Annotated in this window: 20 protein-coding genes; 10 read left to right on the top strand and 10 right to left on the bottom strand. The window is 67.5% G+C overall.

Going from position 1 to position 22,516, the window contains the following annotated elements; genetic code table 11:
- Positions 1 to 2 precede the first annotated feature (2 nt).
- The 7 genes from ACZY08_RS12210 to ACZY08_RS12180 all read left to right on the top strand — a co-directional run bounded on the left by ACZY08_RS12210 (position 3) and on the right by ACZY08_RS12180 (position 8,731).
- On the top strand, positions 3 to 1,199 hold the full coding sequence (locus ACZY08_RS12210) for an acyl-CoA dehydrogenase family protein (protein ID WP_463744603.1): 1,197 nt from the start codon (positions 3 to 5) through the stop codon (positions 1,197 to 1,199).
- A gap of 3 nt (positions 1,200 to 1,202) precedes the next feature.
- Positions 1,203 to 3,605, top strand: a complete 2,403-nt coding sequence (locus tag ACZY08_RS12205) for a CaiB/BaiF CoA-transferase family protein (RefSeq protein WP_463744604.1) — start codon at positions 1,203 to 1,205, stop codon at positions 3,603 to 3,605.
- 58 nt (positions 3,606 to 3,663) lie between these two features.
- Positions 3,664 to 4,584 carry a LysR family transcriptional regulator gene (locus ACZY08_RS12200; RefSeq protein ID WP_463744605.1) on the top strand — a complete coding sequence of 307 codons (921 nt, stop codon included), beginning with the start codon at positions 3,664 to 3,666 and terminating at the stop codon, positions 4,582 to 4,584.
- A gap of 13 nt (positions 4,585 to 4,597) precedes the next feature.
- Positions 4,598 to 5,158: a M15 family metallopeptidase gene (locus ACZY08_RS12195; RefSeq protein ID WP_463745268.1), complete on the top strand. Its 561-nt coding sequence runs from the start codon at positions 4,598 to 4,600 to the stop codon at positions 5,156 to 5,158.
- Between the two features lie 94 nt (positions 5,159 to 5,252).
- Positions 5,253 to 6,101: an SDR family oxidoreductase gene (locus ACZY08_RS12190; RefSeq protein WP_463744606.1), complete on the top strand. Its 849-nt coding sequence runs from the start codon at positions 5,253 to 5,255 to the stop codon at positions 6,099 to 6,101.
- A 106-nt stretch (positions 6,102 to 6,207) separates the two neighbouring features.
- The gene (locus ACZY08_RS12185; RefSeq protein ID WP_463744607.1) at positions 6,208 to 7,833 is read left to right on the top strand and encodes an HNH endonuclease signature motif containing protein; all 1,626 of its coding nucleotides are present in this window, start codon (positions 6,208 to 6,210) and stop codon (positions 7,831 to 7,833) included.
- Between the two features lie 94 nt (positions 7,834 to 7,927).
- Positions 7,928 to 8,731, top strand: a complete 804-nt coding sequence (locus ACZY08_RS12180; RefSeq protein WP_463744608.1) for a class I SAM-dependent methyltransferase — start codon at positions 7,928 to 7,930, stop codon at positions 8,729 to 8,731.
- Positions 8,732 to 8,741: 10 nt separating this feature from the next.
- On the opposite strand, the gene ACZY08_RS12175 is transcribed toward ACZY08_RS12180, so the two are convergent.
- The 4 genes from ACZY08_RS12175 to ACZY08_RS12160 are packed head-to-tail and all read right to left on the bottom strand — an operon-like array spanning position 8,742 to position 12,474.
- Positions 8,742 to 9,587, bottom strand: coding sequence for an enoyl-CoA hydratase/isomerase family protein (locus tag ACZY08_RS12175; protein ID WP_463744609.1), 846 nt, complete (start codon positions 9,585 to 9,587; stop codon positions 8,742 to 8,744).
- On the bottom strand, positions 9,587 to 10,177 hold the full coding sequence (locus ACZY08_RS12170) for a TetR/AcrR family transcriptional regulator (protein ID WP_463744610.1): 591 nt from the start codon (positions 10,175 to 10,177) through the stop codon (positions 9,587 to 9,589). Before ACZY08_RS12170 ends, ACZY08_RS12175 begins: the two co-directional genes overlap by 1 nt.
- A 42-nt stretch (positions 10,178 to 10,219) precedes the next feature.
- Positions 10,220 to 11,728: a DUF7782 domain-containing protein gene (locus ACZY08_RS12165; protein ID WP_463744611.1), complete on the bottom strand. Its 1,509-nt coding sequence runs from the start codon at positions 11,726 to 11,728 to the stop codon at positions 10,220 to 10,222.
- A complete protein-coding gene (locus tag ACZY08_RS12160) occupies positions 11,725 to 12,474 on the bottom strand; it encodes an SOS response-associated peptidase (protein WP_463744612.1) in 750 nt (249 codons plus the stop codon). Before ACZY08_RS12160 ends, ACZY08_RS12165 begins: the two co-directional genes overlap by 4 nt.
- Positions 12,475 to 12,540: 66 nt before the next feature.
- Between ACZY08_RS12160 and aroA the strand changes: the two genes are divergently transcribed.
- The 3 genes from aroA to ACZY08_RS12145 are packed head-to-tail and all read left to right on the top strand — an operon-like array spanning position 12,541 to position 15,672.
- Positions 12,541 to 13,842 carry a 3-phosphoshikimate 1-carboxyvinyltransferase gene (gene aroA / locus ACZY08_RS12155; RefSeq protein WP_463745269.1) on the top strand — a complete coding sequence of 434 codons (1,302 nt, stop codon included), beginning with the start codon at positions 12,541 to 12,543 and terminating at the stop codon, positions 13,840 to 13,842.
- 6 nt (positions 13,843 to 13,848) lie between these two features.
- Entirely contained in the window at positions 13,849 to 14,829 is a 981-nt protein-coding gene (gene rsgA, locus ACZY08_RS12150; RefSeq protein ID WP_463744613.1) for a ribosome small subunit-dependent GTPase A, read from the top strand.
- A gap of 36 nt (positions 14,830 to 14,865) precedes the next feature.
- Positions 14,866 to 15,672, top strand: a complete 807-nt coding sequence (locus ACZY08_RS12145; RefSeq protein ID WP_463744614.1) for an SDR family oxidoreductase — start codon at positions 14,866 to 14,868, stop codon at positions 15,670 to 15,672.
- A 12-nt stretch (positions 15,673 to 15,684) separates the two neighbouring features.
- On the opposite strand, the gene ACZY08_RS12140 is transcribed toward ACZY08_RS12145, so the two are convergent.
- The 6 genes from ACZY08_RS12140 to ACZY08_RS12115 all read right to left on the bottom strand — a co-directional run bounded on the left by ACZY08_RS12140 (position 15,685) and on the right by ACZY08_RS12115 (position 22,493).
- Positions 15,685 to 16,098: a hypothetical protein gene (locus ACZY08_RS12140; RefSeq protein WP_463745270.1), complete on the bottom strand. Its 414-nt coding sequence runs from the start codon at positions 16,096 to 16,098 to the stop codon at positions 15,685 to 15,687.
- A 141-nt stretch (positions 16,099 to 16,239) separates the two neighbouring features.
- On the bottom strand, positions 16,240 to 17,478 hold the full coding sequence (locus ACZY08_RS12135; protein WP_463744615.1) for a fatty acid desaturase family protein: 1,239 nt from the start codon (positions 17,476 to 17,478) through the stop codon (positions 16,240 to 16,242).
- 68 nt (positions 17,479 to 17,546) lie between these two features.
- Positions 17,547 to 18,698, bottom strand: a complete 1,152-nt coding sequence (locus ACZY08_RS12130; protein WP_463744616.1) for a ferredoxin reductase — start codon at positions 18,696 to 18,698, stop codon at positions 17,547 to 17,549.
- Between the two features lie 58 nt (positions 18,699 to 18,756).
- A complete protein-coding gene (locus ACZY08_RS12125) occupies positions 18,757 to 20,175 on the bottom strand; it encodes a metal-dependent hydrolase family protein (protein ID WP_463744617.1) in 1,419 nt (472 codons plus the stop codon).
- A gap of 20 nt (positions 20,176 to 20,195) precedes the next feature.
- Complete coding sequence (locus tag ACZY08_RS12120) at positions 20,196 to 20,705, bottom strand: DUF6912 family protein (RefSeq protein ID WP_463744618.1); 510 nt, start codon at positions 20,703 to 20,705, stop codon at positions 20,196 to 20,198.
- Between the two features lie 9 nt (positions 20,706 to 20,714).
- A complete protein-coding gene (locus ACZY08_RS12115; RefSeq protein WP_463744619.1) occupies positions 20,715 to 22,493 on the bottom strand; it encodes a BCCT family transporter in 1,779 nt (592 codons plus the stop codon).
- Positions 22,494 to 22,516 lie beyond the last annotated feature (23 nt).

The raw sequence follows: 22,516 nt of genomic DNA, 5'->3' as shown, positions 1-22,516 counted from the left end.
CGATGACCGCCAACGACCTGCCCAGCGCGGATCAACTGCGCACCGAGGTGCGCGACTGGCTTGCCCAGAACTGGTCCGGCTTACCGAAATCCACCAATCCGTGGGTCAGCTCCCCCGAGCGCGTGGCGTGGCTCCAGAAAGTTCTCGACGCGGGCTACGCGGTGCCGACATACCCCACCGAATGGTTCGGGCGGGCGTACCCGACTGCACTGGCCGCGCTCATCGAGCAGGAATTCCGGGCGGTCAAGGCCCCCGGCGCGCGACAGGACAAATACAGCATCCCGGCCAATACCGCGCTCAAGTTCGGCACCGATCAGCTCAAGAGCGACCTGGTGCGGGACTTTCTGACCGAGCGTGCCCGCACCTGCCTGCTCTACAGCGAACCCGGGGCCGGATCCGATCTGGCCGCCGTGCGCACCACCGCGGTCCGCGACGGTGACGAGTGGGTGATCAACGGCCAGAAGGTGTGGACGTCGGGCGCCACGACCGCCGAGTACGCACTGCTGATCGCCCGCACCGACTGGGACGTGCCCAAGCACAAAGGCTTGAGTTTCTTCATGATTCCGATGCGCCAACCCGGCATCGAGGTCCGTCCACTGGTACAGATCACCGGCGAATCGCACTTCAACGAGGTGTTCATCACCGACGCACGGGTGTCCGGCGCCTACCTGCTCGGCGGCGAAGGCAATGGGTGGCGGGTACTGCAGACCGCACTGGCCTACGAGCGGTCGATCATGGGCGACGGCGGTCGCGGTTCACGCAACCGCACCCGGGCCGACGACCTCATCGGCCTGGCACGCGATCACGGCCGACTGGAGGATCCGGCGGTGCGGAAGGAGCTGGCCAACGTGCTGGCGTTGCGCGAACTCAACTCACTCAACAACGCGCGGGCCAAAGCAGCTGCAGCACAGGGTAGTTCCAGCTCGATCATGTCGCTGGGCAAGCTATCGATGTCGAACATCCTGCATGCCGAGGCCCGCCTCAAGACCGAGATCATCGGCGCCGAGGCACTTTTGGCCGGCCCCGAGAACCCCGAGGCCGACGACGTCAACTTCCTGACCCTCAACGCGTTCTTCACCTCGATCGGCGGCGGCACCGACCAGATCCAGCGCAACATCATCGGCGAGCGCGTACTCGGCCTGGCCAAAGAGCCCGAGGTCGATCGAGACATCCCATTCCGCCAGGCCCGCCGGAGCTGAACGATGGCCAACCCGGACGACTACGACCCGCCGCTGGCCGGCGTTCGCATCCTCGACCTGTCCCGTGGTCCGATGACTGCGGTCGGTCGCCTGCTGGCCGATCTCGGCGCCTCGGTGACCCAGGTGCACCTACCCGGCGTCACCGAGGAACCCGACGACCGCCTCGCCGCGGGTGCCGGCGTTGACGCCGGCCCGGTGAGCATCGCGATCAACCGACACGGCCTGGGCACCGTCGTCATCGATCCGTCGATCCCCGACGACCGCCGCCGCTGGGTTCAGCTGCTGGCCGGGGCCGACATCCTGATCGAGGACACCCGGCCCGGCTCGACTGCCGAGAAAGCCTTGTCGGCACGCACCATTCACGCCGAACACCCTGGACTGGTGATCCTGTCCATCAGCGATTTCGGCCGTGACACCAGCTACCGCGGCTGGCAGGCCACCGCACCGGTACTGCATGCCCTGACCAGCGAGCTGTCCCGCTCCGGCATCCCGGGGCGCGAGCCCCTGATCCCGCCCGCAGCACAACTGCCCTATCGCGTGGCGGCGGCGCAGGCCGCGGTGATGACCACGAGCGTGTACCTGGACCGATTGCGTACCGGCGAAGGCGATCTCATCGACTTCTCGATCCTCGACGGAGCCATGCAGACACTCGATCCTCCGTTCGGTACCGCTGGGACGGCCTCGGCCGGGGTCGCACTGAGCGCGCAACGACGCGATTGGAACGCCGAACGACTGCGGTACCCGATCATCGCCTGCAAGGACGGGCATGTGCGCATCTGCCTGCTCGCAAAACGCCAGTGGCACGGCATGTTCGAGTGGATGGGCCGGCCCGCGCAGTTCGCCGATCCGTCGTTCGACCGGCTGCGGGTGCGATTCAGCTCACCGGAGCTGATGGCCGCGATCGGGCAGTTCTGTGCCGGGCAGACCCGGGCCGAGTTGGAGGTTGCCGGCCAGCGCCACGGGGTGCCGACGGCGGCAGTACTGACCCTCGCCGAGACGCTGGGCACCGAACAGGTCATGAGCCGCGGGTACTTCCAGGAGGTTGAACTGGCCCCGGGAATGTCGGCGCCCGTGCCGGCCGGGGTCATCGAGATCGACGGATACCGGGCCACTGCACCGGCCACGTCCGACTCGCGGCACCTCGATGTAGCGCCGCTACTCGCCGGCCGCCACCGTCGCAACGAAGGCCTTCCGCTGGAGGGTGTGCGCGTGCTGGATCTCGGCGTGATCGTCGTCGGGTCCGACACCGGACGATTGTTCGGCGACCTCGGCGCCGACGTCATCAAGATCGAGAACTCGGCATTCCCGGACGGTCTGCGCGGCAACCTCGCCTCGATGTCGCAGACCTACGCCGCCGGCCATCGCAACAAGCGCTCGATCGGAATCGATCTGCGGTCACCGCGGGGCCAGGCTCTGGCGCACCAGCTGGTTGCGATGTCCGACGTCGTACTGACCAACTTCAAACCGGGCGTGGCCGAGACGTTGGGCATGGACTACCAGACGTTGCGGGAGCTGAACCCCGGCATCGTGGTGGTGGACAGTTCGGCATTCGGGCCCACCGGGCCATGGGCGAAGCGAATGGGCTACGGCCCGCTCGTACGTGCGGCCGCCGGGTTCACCGACCTGTGGGTGTACCCGGACGAACCTGAATCGTTCTGCGACACGGTCACCGTCTACCCCGATCACGTGGCCGCGCGGATCGGTGCGCTCGGCGCACTGGCCCTGCTGTTGCGTCGCGAACGCACCGGCACCGGTGGGTCGGTCAGCGTCGCGCAGTCGGAAGTGATGCTGAGCCACCTGGCCGGGGAGATCGCCGCCGACGTCCTGGTGCGTCGCGGGCACGAACCCTCGGCTCAACCCGTCCACGATGCGCCCTGGGGCCTGTTCCCGGCCGCCGGCGAGGACACCTGGCTCGCGGTCACCGTGCGCGATGACGCCGATTGGCGCGCGCTGTGCGGGGCGATCGACCGTCCGGATCTGGGTGCCGAGGCACAACTGGGGACCCGCACCGGACGGGACGCCCACCGCGGCCGCATCGACGAGGCCGTGCGTGCCTGGACGTCCCAGCACCCGGCGACCGAGGCGATGGAGCTGTTGCAGGCGGCCGGTGTCCCGGCCGGTGCCGCGCTGCGTGCCGCCGAGGTCGCCGACTGGGCCTACTACGTGCAGCGGCGCGCATTCCGCGAGGAGCTGCACCCCCACGCCGATGAACCGTTCATCATGGAGAACGTGCAGATCCATTCGGATCGCATCGCTGACCCGCCGCTGCTGCAGGCGCCGCTGCTCGGCGAGCAGACCCGTGACATCGCCGCCGAACTGTTGGGACTGGACGGCGCCGACATCGACGAGCTGATCGCCGCGGGCGTGCTCGAAGTCCCGCAGAGCGTGCAACCGGCGGGACGCTGATCGCACGTCTCGTACGATTCGTGGGTCACCCCGCCCTCGTAACGCCGGAAAAGACCCCATGGACTTCACCAGACTCAGGTACTTCGTGGCGGTTGCCGAGGAACTGCACTTCAAGCGCGCCGCCGACCGGCTGATGATCACGCCGCCGCCGTTGAGCAAGCAGATCAAACTCTTCGAGAACGAACTCGGCGGGCAACTCTTCGAGCGCAACTACCACGAGGTCCGGTTGACACCGCTGGGCGCCAAGCTGCTCGGCCCGGCGCGCGAAATCCTGCGCCAGGTAGAGGAATTGAAGGCCACCGCGACCCGCCTCACCGAGGGCGCCGCCACCGTCCGGGTCGGTGCCACCGCATACGCCCCGTCAGATTTCGTCGCGCAGGTCCAGCGCGCGGTCACCGACCTGCCGGTGCCGACCGAGTTCAGCGTCCCCGGGTCGGCCGCCGAGGTGACGGCCAAGCTGGTGTCCGGCCATCTCGACCTCGGGCTTATCCATCTGCCCACCGCCGACAAGCGGTTGGAGTATCGGGTGGTGGCCACCTTCGGTGGCGCCGTCGCGGTCCGGTTCGATGATCCGCTGGCCACCAAGGACCTCGTGTCGATCGAGGAATTGCGCGATCGCGACGTGGTGATCGACTTCGCTCGGCCCAACCCGGTCATGCTGGCCGGCCTGACGCGTGCGCTCAACGCGCGCGGGGTGAGCCGCATCGTGCGCACCACCAACCAGTTCGGCGGCGAACTGGAGATGGCCGCCCAGGTGTTCAACCGCCGCCTCGTCGCGGTGGTGCCGTACGCGCCCGAGTCACTGATCGGCAAGATCTTCTCGCCGCCGGAGTTCACGCTCGTTCCCATCGACGAGAGCACCTGGGCGCCGGCCAGGATCGCCTTGGCCTGGGTACCCGACCGGCTGAAGGACCCGGCCGCGATCGAAGCGCTGGTGGCTGCGCTGGCGGTCACCCTGGCCCGGGAGCGGGCGCAGTAATGTGGTCACAGTGATGCCGATGATGGTGGGTGCGACCGTGGCCTCGGGGGTCACCGCACTGGTGGCCCTGCTCGGCACACCCGCGCCCGTACCGACCGCACCGCAGATCCGGCTGGTAGACGACACCGTCCCGATGACCCAAGGTGACGGCTCGCTGGCCGACGGACAAGTCCTCACCCCGTTCGACGTGCAGAATCCGGCCATCGGCCGGTTGGATCCGCGTCTGCTGGCCGCCATTCAGAACGCCGCCAATGCCGCGGCCGCCGAAGGCGTGACCATGACGATCAACTCGGGCTGGCGGTCGGCCGAATTCCAGCAGTCACTGCTCGATCAGGGCGTGCAGACCTATGGCAGCCTCGCGGCCGCCCGCCAGTACGTGCAGACGCCGACCGCATCCCGGCATGTGACCGGTGAGGCCGTCGATGTCGGCGGTCCGCAGGCCGATCACTGGCTGATCGCCAACGGCGCACGCTTCGGGCTGTGCCAGATCTATGCCAACGAGCTGTGGCACTTCGAGCTCGTCGCGGACCCGGCAGGCAACTGTCCCCCGCTGCAGCCCAACGCCGCGGGCTGACCTTCCGCCGATTTTTACCTGAGGGCCGCGGGAATCGTCGATCAACCGCCCAGGTGTGGAAACTGACGGACCCGGGGCCGCATATCGTGTCCGTATGACACTGTCCGGGAAGACCATGTTCATCTCCGGCGCCAGCCGCGGTATCGGCCTGGCGATCGCCAAGAAGGCCGCCGCTGACGGCGCCAACATCGCGCTGGTCGCCAAGACCGCCGAACCGCATCCCAAGCTCGAGGGCACCGTCTACACGGCCGCCAAGGAGATCGAGGAGGCCGGCGGGCAGGCGCTGCCGATCGTCGGAGACGTGCGCGACGGTGACTCCGTGGCCGCCGCAGTCGCCAAGGCCGTCGAGCAGTTCGGCGGCATCGACCTCTGCGTCAACAACGCCTCAGCCATCAACCTCGGGTCGATCGAGGAAGTCCCGCTCAAGCGCTTCGACCTGATGAACGGCATCCAGATCCGCGGCACCTACGCGGTGTCCCAAGCCTGCATCCCCCACATGAAGGGCCGGGACAACCCGCACATCCTCACCCTGTCCCCGCCGATCCGACTGGAGTCCGAGTGGCTCAAACCGACCGCCTACATGATGGCCAAGTTCGGAATGACGCTGTGCGCCTTGGGCATTGCCGAAGAGATGCGTGAGGCGGGAATCGCATCGAACACGCTGTGGCCACGCACGCTGGTGGCCACCGCCGCGGTGCAGAACCTGCTCGGCGGCGACGAAGCGATGGGCCGCGCCCGCAAGCCCGACGTCTACGCCGACGCCGCCTACACGATCTTCAACAAGCCCGCGCGCGAGTACACCGGCCAGAGCCTGCTGTGCGAGGACGTCCTGCTGGACAACGGTGTCGCCGATCTGTCGGTGTACGACTGCGTGCCCGGCTCCGAACTCGGCGTGGACCTGTGGGTCGACACCCCCAACCCGCCCGGATACACAGGCCCATAGGGGTCGGAATCGCGCTCGCCGGGCGTTTGCCCGCCTGGCGAGCGACAATTCAGCGACAACTTGGAAACCGTTGCTAGGCTGGCAATACACGAGTAATATCGAACATGTGTTCGAATTGCTCGAGGTGCCCATGCTCAGTGAGCTCACTGACAGCGCGCTGATCGATGCCCTCCAACACCACACCCGCGCAGAAGCCATCGAAGCCGCCGCACGCCTGACCGTCATCGCCGAGATCGTGGCCCGCCACTGCGACGACGAAGACGACACCTCCGCCCACCGCGCGATCGACGGCTGGGAACTCGCCACCGCCGCGATCAGCGCCGCCTGCAACCTGGGCCGCCGCGCCGCCTCCACCCAAATGCGCATCGCCCAAGCACTACGCGAACGGCTCCCGAAAGTCGCCGCCGTATTCGCCCGCGGCGACATTTCGGCCAACGTCGTCTCCACCATCACCTGGCGCACCCAACTCATCATCGATGACGATGCACTGGCCCTGATCGATACCGCCCTGGCCGGCGCCGCCACCAGCTACGGTGCACTCTCTTCGGCCAAAACCGAACAAGCCATCGACGTATGGATCGAGAAATTCGACCCCACCGCCGTCCGCAAAACCCGCACCGCCGCCCGCGAACGCGACATCCACTTCGGCGACCCCGACGACCCCAACGGCACCGTCTCCATCTGGGGACGCCTGCTGGCCACCGACGCGGCCCTGCTCAAAAACCTACTCACCGCCATGGCCCGCGGAGTCTGCGACAACGACCCCCGCACCACCGGACAACGCCGCTCCGACGCCCTGGGCGCCCTCGGCGCCGGAGCCGACCACCTCACCTGCCAATGCAACAACCCCGACTGCGAAGCCACCGGCCCCGACCCCCGCTCCCGCGCCGTAGCGATCCACCTCCTCGCACAAGCCCTACCCCAATGGGCCACCCACAACGAGAGCCCAAACGACACAGAGACAAACGGCGTTGACGAAGGCCGCCACAGTGACGACGACGCCGGCCCCGATGCCACAGTCAAGACACCCGCCGCGCAGACGCCCGCCGACCCGGCGCCACCACCCCGCGACCCCCGCATCCACGGCGACCCCGACCCCAACGACTACGCCGCCGACCGCGCACCCGCCGTCACCGGCCCTCCTGCCGTCATCCTCGGTGGCGGCATCGTGCCCGCACCCCTGCTCGCCGAACTGATCGCCACCGGTGCAACCGTCAAATACGTAGCCGACCCTGGCGACCTCGATACCCAAACCAGCTACCGGCCCTCAGCGAAGCTGACCGCGTTCGTCCAGATGCGCGACCTCGTCTGCATGTTCCCCGGCTGCGGAGTGGCCGCCCACTATTGCGACCTCGACCACACCACTCCCTGGCCGGCAGGACCCACCCACCCCGGAAACCTCGGGCCCAAATGCCGGACCCACCACCTCATCAAAACCTTCCACACCGGCGAAAACGGCTGGACCGACCTCCAACACCCCGACGGCAGCCACACCTGGACCTCCCCCACCGGCCACACCTACCACACCACCCCCTTCAGCCAAATCCTCTTCCCCAACTGGACCACCCACACCCCAGCTCCACCAACAGAACCCCCGCCGCCCACGACAACCACCACCGACCGGCACACCAAAATGCCACTCCGCCAACAAACCCGCCAACAAACCCACACCCAACGCATCAACACCGAACGCCGACTCAACACCGAACAAGACAAACCCCCGCTCTACTGATCGAACCGGCAAAGCGCGACAATCGGCAGCCCAATCCAGTGCCGGCCGACGCGGCGCAACACCCGCAACACCGGAGGCCCCTAGGCTCGTCGGTATGCCTGACCCACAACCCACAGACCCGCGGCCCACCAACTGGGCAGCCGGCCGCTACGAGGCCGTCGCCGAACGCATCGCCGTCATCGCCGGCGAAGTCGTCGCCGCGGCCGACGCGCTGCGGCCGATCCGTGACACCGCGCTGGTCGATCTGGCCTGTGGCACCGGAAGCGCCGCGTTGGCCGCCGCCGACGCCGGGGCACGCGTCACCGGAGTGGACCTCACCGCCGAGCTGATCGCCATCGCCTCCGCGCGGCCCGGAGCCGACGCGGTGCAGTGGGTGGTCGCCGACGCCGCCCGCACCGGCCTGCCCGACAGCGGATTCGGTACCGCGGTGTCGAACATGGGCATCATCTTCGTCGAGCCCACGAGCCTGGTCGCCGAGGTGACGCGGCTGCTGGCCCCGGGCGGGGTGCTCGCGTTCTCCACCTGGGTCCGCGACGAGGCGGGCAGCCCGTTCTTCACCCCCGTCATCGACACCCTGGGGCAGCCGCCTGCCGGTGCCTACTCTCCCGACCAGTGGGGCGATCTCGATGTCGTGCACTCACGCCTCAGTACCGGATTCGAGCAGATCAGCACCAAGACCGGTTCGCATACTTGGCAATTCGAGTCAGTCGAGTCTGCGGTGCGCTTCATCTCCGACGAGTCACCGATGCATGTCCACCTGTTGAGCCAGCTGGACGAGGCGACGCGGGACCGCCTGCTCGACGCCTTCACGGCCGCACTGGGCGCACGGGCCGACAGCACCGGGCAGGTTGCCTTCGAGGCGCCTTATGCGGTGGTGACGGCATCCCGCCGGGCATGAGAAGGAACGTCTAGCGCGGACGCGTCCCGCCGGACAGCATGGTCTCGACGCTGTCGGCGAAAGCCGCTGTGGTGAAACACGTCGGCTCGGCGAACTCTTCGAGCATGAGCGCGTCGTTCCAGCTGGCGTCGGCCGCGGCACGCAACAGGGGTTTGGTCATCGCGACCGCGTGCGGCGGCAACGCTGCCACCCGCGAACACCATTCGTCGGCGGTTGCGAGCAGCTGCTCGTGGACGACGACCTCGTGCACCAGGCCCAGCCGCTGCGCGGTTTGGGCGTCGATGTGTTCGCCTTTCAGGTAATAGGCCAGCGCGCCCTGATAGCCGAGGCGCCGGGTCAGCGCCCAGCTGGTGCCGACCTCCGGGATCAGTCCGAGGCGGGCGAAGGCAGGCACGATGACGGCCCTCTCGCTGGCGATGGCCAGATCGCAGGTGAGCGCCCAGGCCAGCCCGACACCGGCGGCTGGACCGTTGAGCGCAGCCACGAAGACGGTGTCCGAACCCGCGATGAGTCGGGCGATACCTCCGAATTCGCGTCGTATCCAGCGCCATACGTCCGCGGTTCCCTCGGCCTGGTACCGATTTTCGATGGCCGCACGCATCATGCGCAGGTCGCCGCCTGCGCTGAAGCCCGGATCGGCGCCCGTCAACACCACGGCACGAATGTCGTTGTCCGCCACCAGATCCTCCAGCGCCCGGCGCAATTGCCGGACCAGCGGTGCGGACAGGACGTTCAGCCGGTCGGGTTCGTCAAGAGTCACCACCGCGCGATCGCCGCTGCGGTCGACGAGAATCCGTTGTGGAGCAGCCGGGTCGTCGCCCTCGGCGACCATGCTGCGATACAAGGGCTCATCCATCAGAAATCCTCCTCAATTGGTTTGGCATGCAATACGTTCCAGGCCGCGTCGGCAAATATCTCGACGACCTCACTGTCCATCTCGGCGACAGCGCCGGCCGCCCAGTGGCGGGCGTACTCTTGCGCCGGGCCGAACCACAGGGCGGCCGTGACGCCGGGCTTGATGGCCACCAGCACGCCGTAGGCGTGGTGTGGACGCCACCAGTCCGCGATCCCTGCAACGAAGTCCTGGTTGGCCGCCCGCAACGCGTCGCTGTCGAACCGGTCGCCCAGCAGGAGCGTGGCCTCGCCGCGGTGCGTTGCGATCCAGTTCAAGTGATGCCGGACCCCACCGCGGATCCCGTCCTCGGCAGTGGCCTGGTCCCGCAGCATCGCCAGGAAGCCCGCCTGATACTCGGCCATCACCTGTGCATAGACCGCGGCCGCCAATGCCGGCTTGTCCGGGAAGTGGTGATAGAGCGATCCGACGCTGACCTCGGCCTCACGCCGCATCTCGTCGAGCGTCGGAGCGATGGTCCCCTCCGCGGCGAACCGTCGTCGCGCGACCGTCAGCAATCGGTCCCGCGCGCCCCTACCCTTTGACGGAGTCACGAGGATTACTCTAGCAAAACCGAGCAATCCTCTAAAGAGTCGTCATTCGGCCTGATAGAGGATTCCGCGGCCGATGGCCTCCCGCACCTCGGGCAGCGCAGCCTGCGCCAGCGCGTCGGCATCCACTCCGTGATGAGTGGCCAACAGCTGGATCAAGGTGCCCAACGGCACTTCGCCGCGGCAGCCGGCCAGCAGCGCGCGCAGTACCTCGTCGACCCCGATGACTGCCGCCGGACCACCCGGGCGGCGCACCGCGGCCCCGACCTCCTGCCAACCCTCCGGTCCGGGAAGAGACTGCGCCTCAAGGAATACCGGCGCGGTGGAGAGTCGGGCCGCCAGCAGCGCGTCGTCGGAGGTGTCGCGCAGATAGGCCTGCCGGGCGAAGAACGCGTCCACCTCGGCTCCGGTGAGCGCCTCGTCGGCACCGGTGATCACCTCAAGGATCCGCTCGGGCGCTTCGCCGGCGCGCGGCACCCGCAGCGAGATCATGCCCATGCCGATACCGGCGATATCTTCCTCGGCGAACCAGTCGAGCCATTGCCCACCGCGCTGCGCCTGCCGTTCGAGGTCCTCCCCGGCGTCGGCCAGCCACAGCGACACGTAGCTGACCGGGTCGGCCAGTTCGCGCTGCACCACCCAGGCGTGCAGGCCGGTGCCCGCCAGCCAGCCGCGGACGCGGTCCCGCCAATCTCGGCCGTCACGCACGATCCAATTCGCCATCACGTGTGCGGTGCCGCCCGGCAGCAGATGATCACCCACCTGCTCGATAAGGCTCTGGCACAACGCATCTCCGGCCAAGCCAGAGTCGCGATAGATGTAGTCCCGGGCACCTGAGCCCACCACGAACGGCGGATTGGAGACGATCAGATCGAAACGTTCACCAGCGACCGGCTCGAACAGGCTGCCGCGCCGCAGATCCCATGACATGCCGCCCAGCCGCGCCGTCATCGCGGCCAGCGCCAGCGCCCGCTCGTTCGTGTCGGTCGCGACGATCTCGTCGCAGTGGGCGTCCAGATGCAGTGCCTGGATCCCGCATCCGGTTCCGAGATCGAGGGCGCGGCCGACGTGGTTGCGCGTGACGGCGCGCGCCAATGACACCGACGCCCCGCCGATCCCGAGCACGTGATCGTGGCGCAACGGCCCGCGGCGCACCGCGGCATCCTGATCGGATACCACGTAAAAATCTCGCGTGCCGTCGCTGTGCGGGCGGATGTCGAGGGCGGCCCGAACCTTGTCGGCGGTGAATTCGAGAACGCCGTTGGCCGCGAGCGTCTGCAGGCCGGACGACGGGAACGCCGCCTCGACCGACTCCGGTGATTCCTCCGTGCCCAGCAACAGCAGACGCACCAACACACCCAGGCGCTGACGGTCGGCCGGAGCAGCGTGGGTGGCCCGCAGCGCCGGCCACCACACGCCACGGCCCAACGCGGCATTGGCGTCGGCGCCCAGAAGCTCGGCCACCCCGTCGGTGGTGAATCCGGCCGAACGCAGGTCGGTACCGATCGCGTCGACGAGACCGGTGTCGACGGCAGCCCCCTCGACGCCGGTCAAAACAGCCCCGGCTCTTCCGCCTCGTCCGCCTCGGCCGGCTCGATGAGCTCCGGACCGTTGTTGCGGACGCTGTTGACCAGTCGCGACACCTCACGAACGGCGATCCGGTCCAGGTCACCGTGGCCCCGCAGCAGTCCCTCGTCGATGGGGGCGTCGGGATCCATCCAGCGGTCCCAGTCCGGAGCGCTGATGGTCAGCGGCATCCGATCGTGGATCTCGGCGAGCGGACCGGCCGCGTCGGTGGTGATGATGGTGCAACTGAGCAGCGGCGACGCATCTTTGGGTGCGCCCTGTGGTCGCCACGTGGTCCACAGCCCCGCCATGAACAGCAGCTCACCGTCGGCACCGTACATGTAGAAGGGGGTTTTCTCGCCCTTCAGGCCCTTCCACTCGTACCAGCCGTCCATCGGGATCAGACAGCGCTTGTTCTTGGCGGAGTTGCGGAATGCCGGTGAGCTGGTGACCTTGTCGGCGCGGGCGTTGATCAGCAACGGGCCCTTGGTGTCCGGGCCGCCGCCCTCGGCCGTCTTCACCCACGGGGGGATCAGACCCCAGCGCATCGACCTGACCCGGCGCGTCGACTCGTCCTCGGGGTCGGTGTGCCGTTTGACGACGCTGGAGATGGTCGTCGTGGGAGCCACGTTGTAATTGGCCGCCGGAGCATCTTTGGCTGCGCTCTCATCGAGCGCCTGGATTTTCTGCGCAAGCAGGGCCGGATCGGTGGTCACCGCGAAACGTCCACACATAGTGCCCATGGTTGCAGAGTCCGCGGACAAGGCAGGATGTAGTGCGTGAGCGCACGTGAGGAGCAGATGACACATTGGCCGGCTCCGTCGGCCACGACCCCCGTTGACGCCACCGTGACGGTGCCCGGTTCGAAGTCTCTGACCAACCGTGCGCTCGTGCTGGCCGCTCTGGCCACCGCACAGGGTCCCTCCACGATCCGCGGCGCGCTGCGCAGCCGCGACACCGACCTGATGATCGACGCCATCCGCACCCTGGGCGTGACCGTAGACGACGAGGACGGCGACGGCACCGACCTCACCGTCAGCGGTCGCATCGCGCCGGCCCCGGGTGCGCGGGTCGACTGCGGACTGGCCGGCACCGTGTTGCGGTTCGTGCCTCCGGTGGCCGCATTGGGCACCGCGTCGGTCATATTCGACGGAGACGAGCAGGCCCGGGCCCGGCCGATCTCGCCGCTGCTCGATGGGCTACGCGGGTTGGGAGTCGACGTCGACGGAGATGCGCTGCCTTTCGCCGTGCGCGGCCGCGGCGTGGTGGCCGGCGGCACCGTCGAGATCGACGCGTCGGGGTCCTCGCAGTTCGTCTCCGGGCTGTTGTTGTCCGGTGCGACATTCACCGACGGGCTCACCATCGTGCACACCGGAGCCTCGGTGCCCTCGGCCCCGCATGTGGCGATGACGGTGGCGATGCTGCGCGACGCCGGGGTACAGATCGATGATTCGGCCCCCAATCGCTGGCGGGTCTCCCCCAGCCCGATCGCCGCGCGGGTGTGGGACATCGAGCCGGACCTGTCGAATTCGACGCCTTTTCTGGCCGCTGCGATCGTCACCGGTGGAACGGTGCGAATCGCCGGCTGGCCGTCGGACAGCATCCAGCCCGCCGACACCATCCTCGATCTGCTGACAAAGGTGAATGCGACTGTCCACCAGCGTGATTCACATTTGGAGGTCAGCGGCGCCCAAAGTTACGGCGGTTTTGACGCCGACCTGCACGACGTCGGCGAACTGGCTCCGACGGTGGCCGCACTGGCCGCACTGGCAACTGACGGCTCGACGTCACGGCTACGGGGCATCGCCCATCTGCGCGGACACGAGACCGACCGGCTGGCCGCGCTGACCACCGAGATCAACGCGCTCGGCGGCGAATGCGCCGAAACCGAGGACGGCCTGCTGATCACCGCACGTCCGTTGCACGGCGGGACCTGGCGGTCCTATGCCGACCACCGGATGGCCACCGCGGGCGCGATCATCGGCCTGAGGGTGCCCGGAGTGGCTGTGGAGAACATCGCAACCACCGCGAAGACCCTGCCCGATTTCCCGCTGATGTGGGTACAGATGCTGGCGGGCGACCCGCCCGCACGGGGGAAGTAAACCACCTTGGGAGCGCGGGAATACGACGAGTCCGACGTCCGGATCAGACCGGGCAAGGGTTCGCGTCCGCGCACCAAGACCCGGCCGGACCATGCCGATGCCCAGTCCGCGATGGTGGTGACCGTCGACCGCGGACGCTGGGGCTGCGCACTGGAGGGCGACCCGCATCACCGCGTGGTCGCGATGCGGGCCCGCGAACTCGGCCGCACCCCGATAGTCGTCGGCGACGACGTCGACATCGTCGGCGACCTGTCCGGACGGCCCGACACCCTGGCCCGGATCGTCCGCCGGGGTGAACGCCGAACAGTGTTGCGCCGCACCGCCGATGACACGGATCCGACCGAACGCGTCGTAGTGGCCAACGCCGATCAGCTGTTGATCGTGGTGGCGCTGGCCGACCCGCCGCCGCGCACCGGGTTCGTCGAGCGCGCATTGATCGCCGCCTATGCCGGTGGGCTGACGCCGGTGTTGTGTCTGACCAAATCCGATCTGGCAGCGCCCGAACCGTTCGCCGCGCAGTTCGCCGGTCTGGACCTGACCATCGTCACCGCGGGCCGCGAAGATCCACTCGACGTGGTCACGCCCCTGCTCACCGACCAGGTCACCGTGTTCCTCGGGCATTCGGGCGTAGGCAAATCCACCTTGGTGAATCGTCTTGTCCCGGAGGCAGATCGGGCCACCGGCGAGGTTTCCGGAGTGGGCAAGGGTAAGCACACCTCCACCCAGTCGGTGGCAATCTCCCTCGATGGCCAGGGCTGGGTGATCGATACCCCCGGGATCAGGTCCTTCGGGCTGGCGCACATTCAACCGGACGACGTCATCAGGGCGTTCTCGGATCTGGCCGACAGCATCGAGGACTGTCCGCGCGGCTGCGGCCACATGGGCCCGCCCGCCGATCCCGAGTGTGCGCTGGACACCCTCACCGGGCCGGCGGCGGGCCGCGTCGCGGCGGCCCGACACCTGTTGACCGCCCTACGGGAAGCCTGACCTGCCCCGACATCTCAGCGACTATGGTCGCTGAGCATGGCTACTTACGTTCTCACCGGCAGCGCCTCAGGGCTTGGGGCGGCGACCAAGAAACGGCTGGAATCCGACGGGCATCGGGTGATCGGCGTCGACCTGCGCAGTGCTGACGTGAACGTGGACCTGAGCACCGCCGACGGGCGCGCGGAGGCGATCGCCAAGGTCACCGAGCTGGCCGACGGCGGTATCGACGGTTTCGTCCCGTTCGCCGGCCTGGCCGCAGCAACCGGCCGTCCGGCGCATCTGCTCATCGCCGTCAACTACTTCGGCGCGATCGAGCTGCTCGAAGGCCTGCGCCCGCTGCTGGCCGGCCGCGAGAACGCGTCGGTGGTGCTGATCAGCTCGAATTCGGCTACCAGCCAACCTAATTGGCCGGTCGAGCTGGCCGACGCCTGCCTGGCCGGTGATGAGGTGGGCGCCAATACCGTCGCCTCCACCTTCGGCGATTTCGCGGCATTGCAGGCCTACCCCGCCACCAAGGCCGCGCTGGCGTATTACGCCCGCACCAAGTCCGCGGAGTACATCGCCGACGGCATCCGGCTCAACGCGATCGCACCGGGGCTCATCGACACCCCGATGACCAAGGAGGGGCGCACGGACCCGCTCACCGGTGAGGGGATGGAGCAGTTCCTCAAGACCATCCCCGCCGGGCGCGGCGGGCGGCCCGAAGAGGTGGCCGCTCTGGTGGCGTTCCTGCTGAGCCCCGAGGCGAGTTACTTCGTCGGGTCCGTCATCTTCGTCGACGGCGGTATCGACGCCGTGCTCCGCGGCAAGGACTGGCCGAAGGTGTGGGAACTCAACATGTGACGCAGAACGGGGTCAGGCTTTGGGCTTGGCCTGGTCGGCCGCTGCCTGCTGCTGCTCCTGCTCGGCCTGCTGCTTGGCCGCCGCAATAGCTGCGCGCCCTTCGGGGCTGGCCGCCGAGTTGCCCGGGGTCTTGGCCGTGGCCACCCCGGCGTTGCAGTTCAGGTCCAGCAGCACGGTGTCGGTGACCGGTGCGAAATCGTCACCCTTGTGCCAGTGCGCCTTCTCCGAGTGGGTCACCACGCAGTCGTCGTCGGCCTCCGAATCGCCCGATCGGGCGGCGACCACACCCTTCATCCCGGCGTCGGACAGCGCTGACTGCACGTCGGAGTATTTCTGCCCCGCGTAGTCGTCGGCCGCGGCGATACCGGTGGCCACTACACCAACGGGGACGGCCGAGGCGCCGAGCACCATCGCAGCCGCGAGCATCTTCTTCACGAGCGAAGAATATGAGCGCGGGCTGCCAGCAACCTGGGAATACGTGGGGCGGTTGCTTGGAATCCGAGCCCAATGTGAAGAGGGTGTCGAGAATTCAGCGAATTCTCGACACCCTCTTCACGTTCGAGCAGATCAGCGGCGGCGCCAGCCCCGCACGGTCTCGATGGCCGTCTTCAGGCCACGTCGACGCCCGGTCGCCGGGTCGGTGACACCGAACCCCTCGAGCTCGCTGAACATCCGCTCGCTGCGGGTTTCCGGCGCATTGTCGGCGGTGTCACGCAAGAACCGGTCCGGCAACGACAGTTTGGCGATGGTGCGCCAGGTCTTGCCGTACTGCACCAGGAAGGGCCCCGTCGTGTAGGGCAGGTCGTACTTGTCGCACAGCGCCCGCACCCGGATCGCGACCTCGGCGTAGCGGTTGCTCGGCAGATCCGGGAACAGGTGGTGCTCGATCTGGTAGCTCAGGTTGCCGCTCATGAAGGCCAGCGCCGGGCCCGAGTTGAAGTTGGCACTCCCCAGCATCTGCCGCAGATACCACTGACCGCGCGACTCGCCCACCATGTCGGTCTTGGTGAATTTCTCTGCGCCATCGGGGAAATGGCCGCAGAAGATCACCGCGTTGGCCCACACGTTGCGGATGACGTTGGCCACCGCATTGGCCTTCAGAGTCGACGTGAAGGTCGCGCCGGGCGACAGTGCGGTCAGCGCGGGCCAGACGACGTAGTCCTTGGCGAGCTGGTTGGCGGCCTTCACTCCGAACTCGCGAACCCGGACCAGCGTCGCCTTCCGGTCGTCGCGACCCTTGGAGATCTTTCCGAGCTCCAGGTGCTGCAACCCGACTCCCCACTCGAAGCCGATGGCAAGCAGGGTGTTGAACAGCAGGTTGCCGACGAGGTTGAACGGCTTCCACCTCGCATCGCGCGTCACGCGGATGACGCCGTAGCCCACGTCGTCGTCCATGCCGAGAATGTTGGTGTACTTGTGGTGCATGAAATTGTGGGTGAAGCGCCAGTGCTTGGACGCCCCGCTCATGTCCCACTCCCACGTCGAGGAGTGAATCTCGGGATCGTTCATCCAGTCCCACTGGCCGTGCATGACGTTGTGGCCGATCTCCATGTTCTCGATGATCTTGGCCACGCCCAGGGTCGCGGTGCCCGCCCACCATGCCGAGCGGCGCGAACTCGCCGCCAGCAGCAGCCGCCCGGTCAGCTCGAGGGCACGCTGCGCGGCGATGGTGCGACGGATGTAGCGCGCATCGCGCTCACCGCGGGAATCTTCGATGTCCTGACGGATCGCATCTAGCTCGATGCCCAGATTTTCGATGTCGGCATCGGTGAGATGCGTGAACTCGGGAACGTCGGTAATTGCCATCGTCGGCCTCCTCTCGCTTACCTACGGTAGCGTAACCTACGATGCCGTAGGTTACTAGCCGGTAAAGGCTAAACGTCCAGAGTGCAGTCGCCGGACGCCGCCGAAACGCACGTCTGAATCCGGGTGCCGGGCTCATGCTCGACACCGGTGCGCAGATCGCGCACATGCCCGTCGACCAGACTCACCACGCACGACTGACAGATACCCATCCGGCAGCCGAACGGCATCTGGATACCCACCTGCTCGCCGGCGTCCATCAACGGCGTCGCGCCGTCGATGGTGGCCTCCTTGCCGCTGCGCTCGAACGTCACCGTGCCCCCGGCGCCGTGCGGGGCAGCCCGCGACACCGCGAACCGTTCCAGGTGCAGATGCTCGGCGATACCAGCGGCCGCCCACACCCGTTCGGCATCGTTGAGCATGCCTTCGGGCCCGCACGCCCACGCTTGACGGTCACGCCAATCGGGAACCACGTCGCCGATCTGCGCCAGATCGAGCCTGCCCTCGGCCCGGGTGCTGCGCAACAGCAACTGATAACCGGGATGCTCATCGTGCAGCGCGGCCAACTCCGAACCGAACATCACGTCGGATTCCGTTGGCGCGGAATGCACATGCACGATGTCGGTGATCTGGTCACGGCGCGCGAGGGTGCGCAACATCGACATCACGGGGGTGATGCCAGAACCCGCGGTCACGAACAACACCGTGGCCGGCGTCGGATCGGGCATCACGAAGTTGCCCTGCGGTGCGGCCAACCGAACCACGGTTCCCGGTTGCAGGCCATCGACCAGGTGGGCTGACAAGAACCCCTCGGGCATCGCCTTGACCGTGATCGTGATGGTGCGCGCACCCACCCCGGAAGCGGTTGTCTCCGGCGTCGAGGTGAGCGAATACGAGCGCCAGCGCCAGCGCCCGTCCATCAGCACGCCGATACCGACATACTGACCGGGCTGATAGTCGAACGAGAATCCCCAGCCCGGTTTGATCACCAATGTCGCGGAATCGGCAGTTTCCCGCCGCACCTCGACCACTCGGCCGCGCAACTCCCGCGCCGACCACAACGGGTTGGCCAACTTGAGGTAATCGTCGGGCAGCAGCGGCGTGGTCACCTGCCCGACGATGCGACGCAGGGCGTTCCAGCCGGGACGTCGCTCGGCACCGGCAATGGTCGGGCGGACCGTATCGGCCACATTGGCCGAGACCTTGATCGAGTTCTTGGCCATGAACCTACGGTACCGTAGGTTACTGCCCCGTAGCTAGTCGTACGACGGCCATCGCACGTCAGGACACCAAAGTGTTCTTGTACGTTTTCCCGTCCTTCATGATCACTTTGAAGTTGCGCTCCGGGTCGGCGACCAGGTCCAGGCGCGCCAGCGGGTCGCCGTCGACCAGCAGCAGATCCGCCAGGGCACCCTCCTGCACCACGCCCAGCTTGCCCGCATACGGACTGCGCTTGCCCGACATCGCCAGCAGTTCGGCGTTGGTTGCGGTGGCCATCGTCAACGTCTCGGCGGGCGAGAACCACTTGCCCAGCCCCGCCAACAGCGCCCCTTGCCTCGGCGCCAACTGCGGCGAGAACAGGATGTCGGTGCCGAAGGCGGTCTTGAGCTTGTACTTGCGGGCCAGCTGGTAGACGTTGCTGACACCGTCGACGATCTCCTTGGCCTTGGCGGCCTCGTCGGAACCCGGCGGGAACGCACCGACCATCTCGGCCGGGATGGGCTGCGTGCTCAGCCAGATGTTCTTGTCCGCCATCTCCTTCGCCGTTGCCTCGTCCATCAGATGCGCATGCTCGATGCAGGTGACGCCGGCGCGGATCGCCTGCGCGATGGTCTGCGGGGTGTAGGCGTGGACTGTCACATAGGTGCCCCAGTTGCCTGCCGCTTCGGTGGCCGCCCGCAGTTCGGGTTCGGTGAAGGTGGTGACGTCGAGCGGGCTGTGCGGTGAGGACACGCCGCCGCCGGCAGTCAGCTTGATCTGCGACGCGCCCTGGAACAACTGCTCGCGTGCGCGCATCCGCACCTCGTCAGGGCTGTCGGCCACCATGCTCGCCCCCAGCGCCTCCTGCTGTGACGGCGGGCCACCGGGGCGGCGCGGGAGATCGTGGCCGGTACGGAAGTCACCATGGCCACTGGTGACGGTGATGATCGCGCCCGACGGGTAGATGCGCGGGCCGTCGATGACGCCTTCGTCGATGGCCTGTTTGAGACCGAAGCTCGGGCCACCGAGATCGCGGACCGTGGTGAACCCGCGCATCAAGGTGTCGCCGGCCTCGGCACCGGCCAACAAATTGAGGTATCCCGGATCCAAGGTCGTCAACTGCGTCACCGGTGGCCGCACGAGCATCGTGTGCCAGTGGTTGTCGATCAGGCCCGGCATCAGCGTGCGGCCACCCCCGTCGATCACCGTGGCAGCCGGATCGGCCGGCAGCTCCGCTGTGGAGATCCGTTCGATCCGGTTGCCCTTGACCCGCACATTCGACGGTGCCGACAGCCGATCACTATGGCCGTCAAAGATTTTGACGTTGCGGAAGTCGGTCGTGGCCATGTTGCTGCCCGGGCCCGGCGGCGTCGGAGGCTGCCGTGACTCTGCCGGAGCGGCCGGCTCGGTCGAGCCTGCCGGCGGGTCACCACCGCCGTCTGAGCACGCTGTACTCGCCAAGACCACGGCCAGCACCGCCAACAGCCCGAATGCACGCATCAAATCCCCCGTCTAGTCGGTCAGAGCAGTTCGAGCAGGAACGGCAACTCCTGCGGGGCGTACCACGCCAGGTCGTGATCCTGAGCGTCTCCCACCGTGAGTTCGGCGTCCTCGTCCCCCATGTCCGCCTCGTCGATGACGTCGACGGCGGCCAGCACCGCCGACTCCGCATCGGCATTGTCGACGTACACCGCGACCACGGCGTCGATGGGCAACGGTCCGGACAACCGCACCACGGCGTCGTCGAGGTCGGGACGGATCGTGACGTCCCCGTCCTCCCCCGTATCGGCCACCACCACCGCGCGGCGCGGTGGCAGCCCCGAATCGGACGGCCCGCCGGCGAGCAACCGCAAGGACGCCAGCGCGGCTTCGCGCAGGGCCACCTCGGCGAGTTCGTCGTCGTCGCCCTCGGCGTAGGCCTCCCGCAGCGTCGGGGTGACCGCGAAGGCCGTTCCGTTCACGACGAGCAGGTGACGGTCGGCGACGAGCTGCTGCAGGGCGACCAGGGTCGTCGGGATGTAGACGCGCACACCGCGAGGTTAATCGTCCGCGGCGTCTACGCGGTCGTCGGCTTGCGGGTCCTTCTCCACCGAGATCACGAAATCGTCGCCGTGCTGGGTGACACCGGCGACCACCGCGTCGTTGACGGCTTCGAGCGCGTACTCGCGGCGTACTACCAACGGATCCTGCCGCAGGTCCCGGACCAGCGACACCGCGAGCCCGATCATCACCAGGACGAACGGTACCGCGACGATGATCGTGATCGACTGCAGACCGTTCAGCGCGTCGGCACCGCCGACCAGCAGCATGACCGCCGCCACCGCACCGGTGGCGACGCCCCAGAAGATCACCGTGGGGCGGGTGGGTTTGATGGTGCCCCGCTCGGACAGCGAACCCATCACGATCGACGCGGCGTCGGCGCCGGACACGAAGAAGATGGCGACCAGCACCATCACCACCACGCTGGTGACCGTCGCGATCGGATACTCGCCGAGCAAGCTGAACAGCTGCCGCTCCTGGCTGCCCATGCCGGCCAGATCCACTCCGTTCTGCTGCTCGAAGATGGCCGCGCCGCCGAACACACAAAACCAGATCACCGACACCACGCTGGGCACCAGCAGGACGCCCGTCACGAACTGCCGGATGGTGCGGCCACGGGAAATCCGGGCGATGAACATCCCGACGAAGGGGGTCCAGGAGATCCACCATGCCCAATAGAAGATGGTCCAGCTCTGCAGCCACGTGCTGACCGCGTCGCCTTCGGCGCCCGTTCGGGCCGCCATCTGCGCGAGATCTCCGACGTAACTGCCGATGGAGGTCGGGATCATGTTCAGCATGAACATCGTGGGGCCGACCACGAAGATGAACAGTGCCATCGCCAGCGCCAGCACCATGTTGATGTTGGACAGCCACTGGATCCCGCGCGCCACGCCGGACACCGCCGACAGGACGAACGCGACGGTCAGAACGGTGATGATGCCGATCAAGATGGCATTGCCGGTTTCACCGACTCCGGCGACGATGTGCAACCCGCTGCGGATCTGCAGTGCGCCGAGCCCCAGCGAGGCCGCGGACCCGAACAGCGTGGCGAAGATCGCCAGCATGTCGATCACCTTGCCCCACGGCCCGTTCGCATGTTTCCCCAGTAGTGGCTCGAACGCTGCACTGATCAGCTGCAGGCGGCCCTTGCGGTAGACGCCGTAGGCAATGGTCAGGCCTACAACGGCGTAGATCGCCCACGGGTGCAGCGTCCAGTGGAACATCGTGGTGGCCATCGCGGTCTCCGCGGCCTGGGGATTGCCGGGCCCGCCGGTGCCCGGTGGCGGGGAGGCGAAATGCGACAACGGCTCGGACACTCCGAAGAACATCAGACCGATCCCCATGCCGGCGCTGAACATCATCGCCACCCACGACACGGTGCGGAACTCCGGTTCGTCGTCGTCACGGCCGAGCGGGATGTTGCCGTAGCGGCTCATCGCCAGCCAGATCACGAAGACCACGAACCCGGACGCGGTCAGGACGAACAGCCAACCGACGTCGGCCATCACCCAACTGAGTGCGTTCGACGATGCCGCGGCAAGAGAATCCGTGCTGACGAATCCCCAGACCAGGAATGCGAGAGCGATGACGGCGGTGACCCCGAACACCACCCAGTCCACACCTGCCCGGCGGGTGTAGGCCTTCTGTTCGACCGGGATATCGAGCACCGGGTGATGCGGCACCACGTCCCCGGTCGGCGACTTCAGTGCCTTCTTTGTTGCTTCCTTGGCTTCTTGCGTGTGCTTGTCGGATCTACTTTTTCGTATCTCAGTGGCCATGGTGAATTCATCAGACCGCGATC

Source organism: Mycobacterium sp. IDUB_9 (assembly GCF_055419505.1).
This window is presented reverse-complemented; position numbering and strand designations above follow the sequence as displayed.